The organism is Microbacterium sp. NPDC091676 (assembly GCF_044756645.1).
In the GTDB taxonomy this organism is placed as follows: domain Bacteria; phylum Actinomycetota; class Actinomycetes; order Actinomycetales; family Microbacteriaceae; genus Microbacterium; species Microbacterium paraoxydans_D.
This window is the reverse complement of the sequence record NZ_JBIVTI010000001.1, coordinates 150,110-162,883: the sequence shown is the minus strand read 5'-3', so window position 1 is coordinate 162,883 and position 12,774 is coordinate 150,110. Positions and strand designations below refer to the sequence as shown.

The 12,774-nt window shown below is 69.4% G+C and carries 13 protein-coding genes; 5 read left to right on the top strand and 8 right to left on the bottom strand.

Features of this window, described 5'->3' with window-relative positions:
• The first annotated feature begins 9 nt into the window (after nt 1-9).
• Nucleotides 10-525, top strand: a complete 516-nt coding sequence (locus ACIQID_RS00915) for a signal peptidase I (RefSeq protein ID WP_400281174.1) — start codon at nt 10-12, stop codon at nt 523-525.
• On the top strand, nt 522-1,052 hold the full coding sequence (locus ACIQID_RS00910) for a hypothetical protein (protein ID WP_400281171.1): 531 nt from the start codon (nt 522-524) through the stop codon (nt 1,050-1,052). Before ACIQID_RS00915 ends, ACIQID_RS00910 begins: the two co-directional genes overlap by 4 nt.
• Nucleotides 1,053-1,079: 27 nt before the next feature.
• Here the strand turns inward: ACIQID_RS00910 and ACIQID_RS00905 are convergent, their stop codons facing one another.
• The 7 genes from ACIQID_RS00905 to rpsA all read right to left on the bottom strand — a co-directional run bounded on the left by ACIQID_RS00905 (nt 1,080) and on the right by rpsA (nt 9,288).
• Nucleotides 1,080-1,652 (bottom strand): CoA-binding protein, encoded by a 573-nt coding sequence (locus ACIQID_RS00905; protein ID WP_400281168.1) that lies wholly within the window; start codon nt 1,650-1,652, stop codon nt 1,080-1,082.
• Nucleotides 1,649-2,953: an O-acetylhomoserine aminocarboxypropyltransferase/cysteine synthase family protein gene (locus tag ACIQID_RS00900; RefSeq protein ID WP_400281164.1), complete on the bottom strand. Its 1,305-nt coding sequence runs from the start codon at nt 2,951-2,953 to the stop codon at nt 1,649-1,651. Before ACIQID_RS00900 ends, ACIQID_RS00905 begins: the two co-directional genes overlap by 4 nt.
• Nucleotides 2,950-4,956 carry an acetate--CoA ligase gene (acs, locus tag ACIQID_RS00895; RefSeq protein ID WP_400281161.1) on the bottom strand — a complete coding sequence of 669 codons (2,007 nt, stop codon included), beginning with the start codon at nt 4,954-4,956 and terminating at the stop codon, nt 2,950-2,952. The genes ACIQID_RS00900 and acs overlap by 4 nt, the downstream gene beginning before the upstream one ends.
• Nucleotides 4,947-5,804, bottom strand: coding sequence for an ABC transporter permease (locus ACIQID_RS00890; RefSeq protein WP_400281158.1), 858 nt, complete (start codon nt 5,802-5,804; stop codon nt 4,947-4,949). The genes acs and ACIQID_RS00890 overlap by 10 nt, the downstream gene beginning before the upstream one ends.
• Nucleotides 5,801-6,841 carry an aliphatic sulfonate ABC transporter substrate-binding protein gene (locus ACIQID_RS00885; protein WP_400281155.1) on the bottom strand — a complete coding sequence of 347 codons (1,041 nt, stop codon included), beginning with the start codon at nt 6,839-6,841 and terminating at the stop codon, nt 5,801-5,803. The genes ACIQID_RS00890 and ACIQID_RS00885 overlap by 4 nt, the downstream gene beginning before the upstream one ends.
• Nucleotides 6,838-7,689: an ABC transporter ATP-binding protein gene (locus ACIQID_RS00880; protein WP_331203046.1), complete on the bottom strand. Its 852-nt coding sequence runs from the start codon at nt 7,687-7,689 to the stop codon at nt 6,838-6,840. Before ACIQID_RS00880 ends, ACIQID_RS00885 begins: the two co-directional genes overlap by 4 nt.
• 144 nt (nt 7,690-7,833) lie before the next feature.
• On the bottom strand, nt 7,834-9,288 hold the full coding sequence (gene rpsA, locus ACIQID_RS00875) for a 30S ribosomal protein S1 (RefSeq protein ID WP_400281152.1): 1,455 nt from the start codon (nt 9,286-9,288) through the stop codon (nt 7,834-7,836).
• A 234-nt stretch (nt 9,289-9,522) separates the two neighbouring features.
• Here rpsA and ACIQID_RS00870 point away from each other — a divergent pair, with 234 nt between their 5' ends.
• From ACIQID_RS00870 to ACIQID_RS00860, 3 genes are all read left to right on the top strand, one after another.
• Nucleotides 9,523-10,059, top strand: a complete 537-nt coding sequence (locus tag ACIQID_RS00870) for a hypothetical protein (RefSeq protein ID WP_400281149.1) — start codon at nt 9,523-9,525, stop codon at nt 10,057-10,059.
• A 230-nt stretch (nt 10,060-10,289) separates the two neighbouring features.
• The gene (locus tag ACIQID_RS00865; RefSeq protein ID WP_400281146.1) at nt 10,290-10,790 is read left to right on the top strand and encodes a hypothetical protein; all 501 of its coding nucleotides are present in this window, start codon (nt 10,290-10,292) and stop codon (nt 10,788-10,790) included.
• 32 nt (nt 10,791-10,822) lie between these two features.
• Nucleotides 10,823-11,773 (top strand): 5'-3' exonuclease H3TH domain-containing protein, encoded by a 951-nt coding sequence (locus ACIQID_RS00860; RefSeq protein WP_400281143.1) that lies wholly within the window; start codon nt 10,823-10,825, stop codon nt 11,771-11,773.
• A 12-nt stretch (nt 11,774-11,785) separates the two neighbouring features.
• Here ACIQID_RS00860 and ACIQID_RS00855 read toward each other — a convergent pair whose 3' ends face one another.
• Nucleotides 11,786-12,772: a PHP domain-containing protein gene (locus ACIQID_RS00855; protein WP_400281140.1), complete on the bottom strand. Its 987-nt coding sequence runs from the start codon at nt 12,770-12,772 to the stop codon at nt 11,786-11,788.
• Nucleotides 12,773-12,774: the final 2 nt, after the last annotated feature.

The following is a 12,774-nucleotide window of genomic DNA, read 5'->3' as shown; positions in this document are numbered from 1 at the left end:
GGACGGACCGTGGTGCAGATCCTTCGCCGCCTCGCCCTGCCCGTGCTCTGGGCGCTGGCAGCCATGGGCGTGGGCTGCGGCGTCGTCTGGGGCGCCACGGCGATCGGGCTCATCCAGCCGCTCGTCGTGATCTCGGGCTCCATGGAACCCGAGATCATGACGGGCGACCTCCTCATCGCCACGAAGGTCCCCGCCGACTCCTTGGCGGTCGGTGACGTCGTCAGCCTGCCGAGCGCGCTGACCGACTCGCTGGTGACCCACCGCATCACCGCCATCGCGGACTCCCACGGCGCGCGCACGATCACCATGAAGGGCGACCACAACGAGTTCTCCGACGCGCTCGACTATCCGGTGACCGGCGACGTGTGGAAGCCGGCGGTACAGCTTCCCGGATGGGGAACCGCCATCATGCGGATGACGACGCCGGCGGTCGCCGTCCCGCTGTTCCTCGGTCTCCTGGGGCTGCTCGGCCTCGGCATGATGAGCCCCGCCGAGCGACCGGCACGAAAGCCCCTGACCACGTGACGCCCGCACGACGGTTCTCCCCGCTGGCCGGCGTGGCGGTCGCGATGGCGCTCGTCTTCCTGGCCGTCGCCCAGGGAGGCGTCTCCACCACCAGCGCGGCGTGGACGGATCGGACCGTGGTCACGGCGACGGTGACGTCCGCCTCGGCATGGTTGTCCCCGTTCACCGGGAACACGTGCAAGGCGTACAGCAGCCCGTCGGCCGCCCCCACCACCTGCGCGATCACGGCGATCCGCTATGAGGAGATCAGCGACACCTCCGGCCACTTCTACATCAGCACCAACGCACCGGGCGGGTCGCACCACGTCGACGTCGACGTCGATCTGAAGAGGGCGACGGGCCTTCCCCGGACGTGGACTTCCTGGGCCGAAGCGGGGGTGCTCCCGGGCAGCCATGTCACGCCCGACCGCGCGTGGACGTGCTCATCGCTGCCGCGGCTCACCGGCCGCAGTCTCGACTGGCACCTCACCGACCTCCAGGTTCCCGTGACGCTGCAGCGCAGCACGGCGAACACGATCTGCGCGTGAGCACCCCGGGGACGCCGCGAGCGCCCCTCAGCGCGCGAGCAGCTGCCGCCGGGAGCTGATCACGCCGGTGTCGAAGCCGGCGAGATGCAGGCCGCCGTGGAAACGGGCGTGCTCGATCTTGATGCAGCGATCCATGACGACCGAGAGACCGGCCTCCTCCGCGAGCGCGGCCGCCTCCTCGTTCCAGGAGCCGAGCTGGAGCCACAGCGTCTTGGCACCGCTGTCGACCGCCTCCTGCGCCACCCCGGGGAGGTCGTCATGACGACGGAAGACGTCGACGATGTCGGCCTGCACCGGCAGGGCACTCAACGACGGATACACCGGCTGCCCGAGGATCTCGGTCTCCCTCGGGTTCACGAGGTAGACGTCGTAGGCCGTGCTGGAGAGCAGGTACGTCGCGACGAAGTAGGAGGCCCGCGCGGGGTTGCCCGACGCCCCGACGATGGCGATCGATCGCGCCCGCCGCAGCAGTCCGAACCGCTGCGGCTGCGTGGGGCCGGTCCAGGTGCGGCCCGGTTCGACGACCGCGGGGAGCGCGCAGCTGGCGGCATCCGTGGCCGGAGGAAGGGCGCAGGCGTCGCCGGCGGAGGTCGCGCTCATCGGTGGGCTCCCGTCGCGAGGGTGAGGGCCTGATCGAGGTCCCAGATGATGTCCTCCGCGTCCTCCAGGCCGACGGAGATGCGGATCAGGTCGGGGCGTACGCGGGCGGCGACGAGCTGCTCCTCGGTGAGCTGGCGGTGCGTGGTGGAGGCCGGGTGGATCACCAGGGTGCGGGCGTCGCCGATGTTGGCGAGGTGGGACGCGAGCTGCAGGTTCTCGATGAACGCCTCCCCCGCGGCGCGGCCGTCCTCGGCGGCGACCCCGAACGCGAACACGGATCCCGGCCCCAGCGGCAGGTACCGGGCGGCACGCTCATGATGCGGATGACCTTCGAGCCCTGCCCAGGTGACGTAGGACACGCGCGGGTCTGCGGCCAGCCACTCGGCGACGACCCGGGCGTTGGCGATGTGAGCGTCGATGCGCTGGGGCAGCGTCTCCACGCCCTGCAGGAGCGTGAAGGCCGATTGCGGGCTCAGGGCGGGCCCGATGTCGCGCAGCTGTTCGGAGCGCAGCTTGGTGAGGAATCCGTACTCGCCGAAGTTGCCCCACCAGGAGATGCCGCCGTAGGAGGCCACCGGTTCGGTCATCTGGGGGAACTTCCCGTTGCCCCAGTCGAACGTGCCCTTCTCGATGACCACACCCCCGAGGGTCGTGCCGTGGCCGCCGAGGAACTTCGTGACCGAGTGGATGACGATGTCCGCCCCGTGCTCCAGCGGGCGCGCGAGGTACGGCGTGGCCAGGGTGGCGTCGACGACGAGCGGAACCCCGGCGTCGTGGGCGACGGCGGCCAGACCCGCGATGTCGGCGATCTCGCCCGACGGGTTCCCGATCATCTCGACGTAGACGACTTTGGTCTCCGGACGGATGGCCGCGGCGAAGTCGGCAGGGTCGGAGGAGCTGACGAAGGTCGTCTCCACGCCGAAGCGCCGCAGCGACACGTCGAGCTGGGTGACGGTGCCGCCGTAGAGCTGCGCGGCGGCGACGACGTGATCGCCCGCGCCCACGAGGGCGGCGAACGTGATGAACTCCGCGCTCATCCCCGAGGCGGTCGCCACGGCTCCGATGCCGCCCTCCAGCGAGGCCAGCCGTTCCTCCAGGGCGGCGACGGTGGGGTTGCCGATGCGCGAGTAGATGTTGCCGTACTTCTGCAGCGCGAAGAGGTTCCCGGCGTCGGCCGCATCGTCGAAGACGAACGACGTCGTCTGGTAGATCGGGACCGCCCGCGCTCCGGTGGCGGCGTCCGGTGTACCCCCGGCGTGCAGGGCGCGGGTGCGGAACCCGAAGCGGTGGTCGTCGGTCATGATGTCCTCGATTCTGCGGCGAGAGCGTCGGCGATGTCGTCGACGGCCCAGGGGTTCTGCAGCGACGTCGTATCGCCGAGGGCCTGCGGGGTGCGTCCCGCCCGCCGATCCTGTTCGGCGTCCCAGAGCTGCGCGAGCAGCCGGCGCATGATCTTCCCGGAGCGCGTCTTGGGCAGGTCCGGCACGACGACGACGTGCTTCGGCTTCGCGACCGGACCGATCGAGCGCGCGACCTGCGCGCGCAGCGCGTGCGCGTCGATCTCCGCCCGGCCGGACGGGGTGACGAACGCCACGACCGCCTGGCCGGTGACAGGATCCGCCACGCCGGCGGACCCGGCTTCGCCGACCGTCTCGTGCGCGACGAGGGCCGACTCGATCTCGATCGTCGAGAGGCGATGACCCGAGACGTTCACGACGTCGTCGAGTCGTCCCAGGATCCAGATGAAGCCGTCGGCGTCCCTGGTCGCCCCGTCTCCGGCGACGTAGTAGCCGCCGTGCGCGCCCACACCGGCGTACGCAGACCAGTACGCGTCGCGGTAGCGCTCCGGATTCCCCCAGACGGTCCGCGCCATCCCCGGCCACGGACGCCGGACGACCAGCGTCCCGGACCGGCCCGGCGCCACCTCGTCACCGTTCTCGTCGACCACCGCGACGTCGATGCCCGGAAGCGGGACCGACGCGGAGCCGGGCTTCAGGGGGGTGATGCCGGGCAAGGGGGCGATCATCGCGGCACCGGTCTCCGACTGCCACCACGTGTCGATGACGGGGAGCTCGTTCCGCCCGAAGTTCCGGTGGAACCACACCCAGGCCTCCGGATTGATCGCCTCGCCCACCGTGCCGAGCAGTCGCAGGGTGGACAGGTCGTGGCCGCTCGGCAGCTCGTCGCCGAACCAGGTCATGAACGTGCGGATGAGCGTGGGGGCCGTGTAGTAGACCGTGACGCCGTAGCGCTCGATGATCTCCAGATGGCGTCCGCGGCGCGGAGTGTCCGGCGTGCCCTCGTAGATGACCTGGGTGAGCCCGTTCGACAGGGGCCCGTAGATCTCGTAGGTGTGCGCGGTGACCCAGGCGAGGTCGGCGGTACACCAGTGGACGTCGTCCGGTTTGGCGTCGAAGTGCGCCCAGTGCGCCCAGCTCGCGTGCGTCAGATAGCCGCCGGAGGTGTGCACGAGGCCCTTGGGCTTCCCCGTCGTACCGGAGGTGTAGATGAGGAAGAGCGGGTGCTCGGCATCGAAGGCCTTCGCCTGATGCGCGGTGGGGGCCGTGTCGACGACGTCATGCCACCACACGTCGCGGCCTTCGGTCCACGGGACGCTCTGTCCGGTGCGACGGAGCACGAGGACGTGTTCGAGCTCCGGCAGTCCCGCAGCGGCGGCATCGGCGGCGGATTTGACCTCGGTCGCCGTCCCCCGCCGGAACTGGCCGTCGCTGGTGACGAGCAGCTTCGCCCCGGTGTCCTCGAGCCGGAAACGCACGGCCTCTGCGGAGAACCCTCCGAAGACGAGAGAGTGGACGGCTCCGATCCGCGCGCAGGCGAGCGTGATGACCACCGTCTCCACGAGCACGGGGAGGTAGATCACCACGCGGTCCCCCGGTCGGACCCCGAGGTCTTCGAGCGCGTGCGCGGCCTGGGCCACACGGCGCTGGAGGTCGGCGTAGGTCACCGAGACCCGGTCACCGGGCTCCCCTTCGAAGTGCAGCGCCACCTTGTCTCCGCGTCCGGCGTCGACATGCCGGTCCACGCAGTTCACCGCGACGTTCAGCCGCCCGCCGAGGAACCATCGCGCTGCCGGGACCGCACCGTCGACGGGCGGCTCCCACTCGTGCACGGCCGTCCACGGCTCCGCCCACTCCAGCCGGCGGGCCGCATCTTCCCAGAAGGCCAGAGGATCAGCGGCCGCCCGGGCATAGGCTTCCGCGGTCACGTTGGCATCGAGGAACGCGGGCGACGGAGGATAGATCCGTTCCTCCCGCAGCCGAGCCTCGGTCGTCGTCACGTCCATCGCCGCAGCAGGTACTTCTCCAACAGCGCGAGCACGCCGTTGGTGATCGTGCCGAGCAGCGCGAGCAGCACGATGGAGAGCAGGATGCGGTCGACGCGACCCGTGCTCTGCGAGTCCGTCAACAGGAAGCCGAGCCCCATGGACGACGCGATCAGTTCGGCGGCAACCAGGAACAGCCACGCCTGGGCGAGCGCGAGGCGGAGGCCGGACACGACGGACGGCACGACAGCCGGGAGCTGGACCGTGCGGAACAGCGACCATCCGTGCAGGCTGAACGAGCGTCCCGCCTCGACGAGCTGCGGATCCACATGCCGGAGCGCCGAGGCGACCGTCGTGTAGACCGGGAAGAACGCACCGATCGCGATGAGGGTCACCTTGGACTCCTCGCCGATCTGCATCCACAGGATCAGCAGCGGCACCCAGGCGAGCGACGGCACCGCGCGAACCGCGGCGAGCGTCGGGCTGAGCAGCACGTCACCCCAGCGCGACAGCCCGACGATGCCGGCCGCGGCGAGGCCGACGACCGAGCCGATCGCGAACCCGAGAAGCACCCGCTGGACGGAGATGGCGATGTGGGTCCAGAGCTGTCCGGACTCGGCGAGTTCCACCCCGGCCTGGAAGACCGACGCCGGCGCCGGGAGTCGGTACGGCTCGATGAGACCGGCCGTCGTGACCACCTGCCAGGCGATGAGGATCACGGCCGGGAGCAGGAAGCCCCCGAGGACCCGCACGACGGGCGGCAGGCCACGGCGTGCTCCTCCCGTCCCCCTCCGGGGAGCGCCCTTCGCGAACGCGAGCGCGTCCCGCGAGTCCGCCGGGACGACCGCCCGCTCCTCCAGACCGGTCACTCGCTCGCGCCCGCCTTCGTCGCGAAGGTGTCGTTGATGATGCTGGACAGCGCCTTGTCGACGGATTCCTGTCCGCCCTGGACGTCGCCGGACTCGACGAGCACGGGGGCGATCTTCTCGAGCACCGCGAGCTGGTCGTCACCGGGGACGCCGTTCACGTCGAGGTTCGACCGCTCCTGGATGACCGTGGTCGCGACCTCGAGGTCGATGCCGGCGACCTCTGCCAGCAGGGCGGCGGTCTCCTCCGGGTTCTCGAGCGCCCACGCACGCGCCTCCTCGTAGGCGTCGACGACGGCCTGAGCGAGGTCGGGGTGGTTGTCGATGAAGTCCTCGGTCGCGTTGAGGAAGCCGTAGGTGTTGAAGTCGACGTTGCGGTAGATGAGCTTGTCGCCCGACTCCTGCTCCGCGGCGGCCATGATGGGGTCGAGCCCCGCCCACGCGTCGACGGAACCGCCGTCGAGCGCCGCGCGCCCGTCGGCGTGCTGGAGGTTCTGCACCTCGACGTCGGCCAGCGACAGCCCGCCCTCCTCCAGGGCCTGGAGGAGGAAGAAGTAGGGGTCGGTGCCTTTGGTGGCCGCGACGGAGGCGCCCTTGAGATCCTCCACCGAGGTGATGTCGCTGTCGGGACCGACGACGATGGCCGACCACTCGGGCTGGGAGAAGATGTCGATCACCTGGATGGGCGAACCGTTCGCGCGGGCGAGCAGCGCCGCCGAGCCCGCCGTCGATCCCACGTCGACCGAACCCGAGCGGAGGAGCTCGTTGGCCTTGTTCGACCCGGCGGACTGCACCCATTCGACGGTGACGTCGTCACCGAGGATGTCCTCCAGGATGCCCTGGTCGCGGATCACGAGGCTGAGGGGGTTGTAGGTCGCGAAGTCGATGGACAGCGTGTCCGCCGACCACTCGCCGTTCCCGGCGGGGGTGGACTCAGCCTCGGCGGACGCGTTCTCGCCGGCGACGCAGCCGGTGGCGACGAGCATCATCGTCCCGGCGACGGCGAACGCAGGGATGATGCGGCGGGTGATGGTGCTCATCGGGTCTCCTCGGGGGTGTGGTGATGCGTGTCGACGCCGAGCCCTTCGAGGAGCTCGGCGCGCAGGTCGGCGAGGCCGCGATCGGCGCGGTCTCGGGGGCGGATGCCGGGGACGCGGATCGTCCGCGCGACGGACGACGCCGTGTCGTCCGCGTCGCCGACGGTGCGCAGCAGCAGCACGCGGTCGGCGAGATAGAGGGCCTCCTCCACGTCGTGGGTCACGAGCAGCACCGTGGTGGGCTCGGCCGCGTGGATCTTCAGGAGCAGGTCGTGCATGCGGAGGCGGGTCAGGGCGTCGAGGGCGCCGAACGGCTCGTCGAGCAGCAGCACCCCGGGGTTCCTGGCGAGAGCGCGGGCGAGGGACGCCCGCTGCGCCATGCCTCCGGACACCTCGCGCGGACGCTGATCGGCGGCGTGCTCGAGACCGACGAGCTGCAGCAGTTCGCGGACCCGAGTGCGTCCGACGCTGCGGGAGACGCCACGGGGAAGACCGAGCTCGACGTTCTGCGCGAGGGTGCGCCACGGAAGCAGCCGCGGCTCCTGGAACGCGATCGCCGTGCGCTCGTCGACATCGGCGACACCGGAGCCGTCCAGGCGGATCGTCCCCCGCGTGGGGGTGTCCAGTCCGCCGATGAGGCGCAGCAGCGTCGACTTCCCGCACCCGGACGGGCCGACGACGGCGACGATCTCCCCGGCGGCGATGTCCAGGTCGAGATCGCGGAGCACCTCGCGTCGCCCCTGCGCGAGCGGGAACGAGCGCGCGATGCCGTCGAGGCGCACGGGCTGTGCGGAGCCCGCTGTCTTCGGGGCCTCAGCGGTGCGCGACGCAGCGGGCAGGAGGGCGGTCATGTCCCCATGCTGGCGGAGGCCCCGGAATGTTACGAATGCGGCCGTAATGTTGCGTCACGCAGCTGTTCCGCGGGAATCCGGGCATGCGAAAAGGGCCGCCACACCCGCCGTGAAGCGGGGTGACGACCCTTTTCGGAGTATTGCTTAGGAGTTGCCGCCCGAGAGCTTCTCGCGCAGAGCCGCGAGAGCCTCGTCATCGGCGAGCGTGCCGGCACCGGCCGACTCGCTCGAGAAGGACTGGCCGCCGAAGTCCTCGCCGGCCGCAGCCTCGGCCTCGGCCGCCTTCGCGACCTGAGCCTTGTGCGCCTCCCAGCGAGCCTGGGCCGCAGCGTACTCCTGCTCCCATGCCTCGCGCTGGGCGTCGAAGCCTTCCTTCCACGCACCGGTCTCGGCGTCGAAGCCCTCCGGGTACTTGTACTCGCCGTTCTCGTCGTACTCGGCGAGCATGCCGTACAGGGCCGGGTCGAACTCGGTGCCGTTGGGGTCGACCGACTCGTTGGCCTGCTTCAGCGACAGCGAGATGCGACGACGCTCGAGGTCGATGTCGATGACCTTGACGAAGACCTCTTCGCCGACCGACACGACCTGCTCGGCCAGCTCGACGTGCTTGCTGGAGAGCTCGGAGATGTGGACGAGGCCCTCGATGCCGTCTGCGACGCGGACGAACGCACCGAACGGAACGAGCTTGGTGACCTTACCCGGCGTGACCTGACCGATCGCGTGGGTGCGGGCGAAGACCTGCCACGGGTCCTCCTGCGTCGCCTTCAGCGACAGGGAGACGCGCTCGCGGTCGAGGTCGACCTCGAGGATCTCGACGGTGACCTCCTGGCCCACCTCGACGACCTCGGAGGCGTGCTCGATGTGCTTCCAGGACAGCTCGGAGACGTGCACGAGGCCGTCCACGCCACCCAGGTCGACGAACGCACCGAAGTTGACGATCGACGACACGACACCCTTGCGGACCTGACCCTTGTGCAGGTTGTTCAGGAACGTGGTGCGCGACTCCGACTGCGTCTGCTCGAGCAGCGCACGGCGGCTGAGGACGACGTTGTTGCGGTTCTTGTCGAGCTCGAGGATCTTCGCCTCGATCTCCTGGCCGAGGTACGGCGTGAGGTCGCGGACGCGGCGCAGCTCGATGAGCGACGCCGGGAGGAAGCCACGGAGGCCGATGTCGACGATGAGTCCACCCTTGACGACCTCGATGACCGTACCGGTGACGACGCCGTCGTTCTCCTTGATCTTCTCGACGTCCCCCCAGGCGCGCTCGTACTGCGCACGCTTCTTGGAGAGGATCAGGCGGCCTTCCTTGTCCTCCTTCTGGAGAACCAGGGCCTCGACCTCGTCGCCGACCTTGACGACCTCGTTGGGGTCGACGTCGTGCTTGATCGAGAGCTCGCGCGAGGGGATGACACCCTCGGTCTTGTAGCCGACATCGAGCAGGACCTCATCGCGGTCGATCTTGACGATCGTGCCTTCGATGATGTCGCCGTCGTTGAAGAACTTCAGGGTCTTCTCGACCGCGGCCAGGAAGTCCTCAGCAGATCCGATGTCGTTGATGGCGACCTGCTTGGTGGCCGGGGCGGTCGTTGCGGTAGTCATGTAGTGGGTTGTCCTTGTGAATGGATACTCGGGCTGCGGAGCATGGCCGCGTACGGCCGGGATGTGCTTCGCAGCAGGTGGATTGTGGTGTTTTCGTCACCTGGGCATGCGCGTACACGCCACGAGTGACAGTTCAGGCTATCAGAAGTTGCCGTCCACGAAAGAGCGGATTGGTGCGACCTTCTCTGTGGATAACGTCGGCGCCGCTCCGTCCATTCCGCGTACGGTGGCCCGGTGATGTCGTCCACCGCTCTCCGCATGCTCGCCGTGCTGGCCCTCGGCGTCTCGGCCCTGTCCGGCTGCGCCCCCACTCCGGAGCCCACCCCGACACCCTCCCCCGCCTTCACCTCCGAGGAAGAGGCCTTCGCCGCCGCCGAGGCCACCTTCGCCGAGTACATCGATGCCCTCAATCGCGTCGACACCCGCGACCCAACTTCCTTTGAACCGCTATTCGAGCTTTCCAGTGGCGCGGTCGAGGCTGCCGACCGCAAGAACTTCTCGCGGATGCATGCCGAGGGTCAGACGTTGAGCGGCGAAACCACGATTATTCGCTTCGAAGGTGTAGCCAGCGACGAGCCCTACGAACGCATCCAGGCCTACTCGTGTCTGGACGTTTCGGATGTCGAAATCACGAACCAGGATGGCTCATCAGCAGTCAGCTCGGACCGCCCCGACGTTTATGCACTCGAACTGGTTTTGCTGAGACAAGCAGGAGGAACTCTCACTATCGACTCCGCCAACCGGAACAAGGATGTTCGGTGTTCAGACTGATCGCATTACTCGCACTGCTCGTTCCGTTGAGCTCAGGCTCAGACTCTCCTGGTTTCTCTGACTTCCTCGCGGGCACTGACGCCTCAAGCGTGAGTGTGTCAGCGTCTCGTCATCCGCTCGATAAACCTTGGAAGCCTGAGACGTTGGACCCCTCCACCCCAGAACCGAAACGCGAGCCCTGCAAGACGGACACAGCGCTGAGCCGGTCGTGCGGGATGTACGGGGTGCGGGTGACGGAGGAATCCGAGCACCCCCTCACGATCGAGGATCTCGCACAGTTCGCGCCGGATCCCGTGACGACGACGGCGGAGCCGGGCAACGTGGGGGTTGAGGGGATGGCGACGAACTTCGTGGCGACCGTCGCGGCGCACACGGCGAGCGGCACGCTCCTCGACCGGCCGGTGACGGTGCGCTTCACACCCGTACGGGTCGTGTTCGACCACGGCGACGGGACGACGGCCACCGCGCCGGACGGCGGCCGCACGTGGTCGGCGCTCGGCCAAGCGCCCTTCACCGCGACCTCCACGAGCCACGTCTACACCCGACGAGGCACGTACACGACGAGCACGACCGTGGCCTACACGGCGGAGGTCGACGTCGGCGGGGGCTGGTTCCCGGTGTCCGGGGAGCTGTCGGTCGACGGCGCATCCAGGCAGATCCGCATCTACGAGGCGGCCACCGCACTCGTGGCGTGGTCGTGCGAAGAACGACCCGCGGCTGTCGGCTGCTGAACACCGGATGGGGCACGCTCTACCCTGAATCCATGACCCGCGCCGAACGCCTCATGCTGCTCGACACCGCCAGCCTCTACTTCCGAGCGTTCTACGGCGTCCCCGACAAGGTGAAGGCACCCGACGGCTCTCCCATCAACGCGGCCCGCGGGTTGCTGGACATGATCGCGAAGCTGGTGACCACCTATCACCCGACCCACGTCGTGGCGTGCTGGGACGACGACTGGCGTCCGCAGTGGCGGGTCGACCTCATCCCCAGTTACAAGACCCATCGCGTGGTGGAGGTGGTCGCGGGTGCACCGGACGTCGAAGAGGTGCCCGATCCGTTGGAGGCGCAGATCCCGCTGATCCGCGAGACGCTCGCGGTCCTCGGCATCCCGATCGTCGGCGTCGCCGAACATGAGGCGGACGACGTCATCGGCACCCTCGCGACGCACGCGACGATGCCCGTCGACATCGTCACCGGAGACCGCGACCTGTTCCAGCTCGTCGACGACGAGCGCGACGTGCGTGTGATCTACACGGCGCGCGGCATGAGCAACCTCGAGATCGTGACGGACGCCACGGTCGTCACCAAGTACGGCGTGCTCCCCACGCAGTATGCGGACTTCGCGACGATGCGCGGCGACGCGTCGGACGGGCTTCCCGGCGTCGCCGGGATCGGCGAGAAGACCGCCGCCACCCTGCTGCAGAAGCACGGTGACCTCCTCGGCATCCGGGAGGCCGCGGAAGCGGGTGAGGGCATGAGCGCCGGTATCCGCGCGAAGATCCTCGACGCGCAGGCGTATCTCGACGTCGCCCCCACCGTCGTCGCCGTCGCCACGGAGCTCCCGATCACCGCTCCCGATGTCGCGCTGCGGGCCCTCACGCCGGACGAAGCGGCGGAGGCCACGGCCCTCGCCGAGCGCTGGAACCTCGGCAGCTCGATGACACGCGCCGTCGCCGCTGTCACCGCGGCCGCGAACCAGATCACCGAGGGCTGATCCGGCCGGACGTCACTCCGCCCAGGCGAGGAGGCGCGAGAGGCCCCACGTGGTGACGATGCGCGACGCCGGCACGCCGGCACGCTCCGCACGTTCGGCACCGTGGTCCAGCAGGGACAGCTGTCCGGGGGCGTGCGCGTCGGAGTCGATGGAGAAGAGGCATCCCGCCTCCAGCGCGATCGCGATGAGCTCGTCCGGCGGGTCCTGGCGCTCGGGGCGGGAGTTGATCTCGACTGCGACCCCGTTCTCCGCGCACGCCGCGAACACCGCCGCGGCATCGAAGGCCGAGGGCGGGCGGGTGCCCCGGTCGCCCTGGACGAGCCGGCCGGTGCAGTGTCCGAGGACGTTCACCCGAGGATGCGAGACGGCCGCGATCATCCGCGCGGTCATCGCCCGTCCGTCCATGCGGAGCTTGGAGTGCACCGAGGCGACGACGATGTCCAGGTCGGCGAGGAGCGCGTCCTCCTGATCGAGACCGCCGCCTTCCAGGATGTCCACTTCGATACCGGCGAGGAGTGTGAACCCGTCCCCCGACTGCGCGCGCACCTGCGGGATCTGCTCTCGGAGTCGCTCCGCCGACAGGCCTCGCGCCACACGGAGGCGCGGAGAATGGTCCGTGATGGCCTGGTACTCGTGACCCTGCGCGCGGGCGGCAGCAGCCATCACCTCGATGGAGGTCGTCCCGTCCGACCACTCGGTGTGGGCGTGCAGGTCACCGCGCAGCTTGCCGCGGAGCTCCGACACCTTCTCTGGTTCCACGTCGCCACGGAGCTCGACCAGATACTCCGGCACCTCTCCGGCCTGCGCCTGGCGGATGACGGCGAAGGTGGATTCACCGATGCCCTTGGCCGCTCGCAGACGCGTCGGGTCGCCCTGCACGTCGGACGGAAGATCCTGGAACGTCGCCGCTGCCTGGCGGAACGCCTGGGCCCGGTATCGCGACGCCCGCTCGCGCTCCAGCAGCGAAGCGATCTCGAGCAGCGCGTCGACCGGGTCCATGG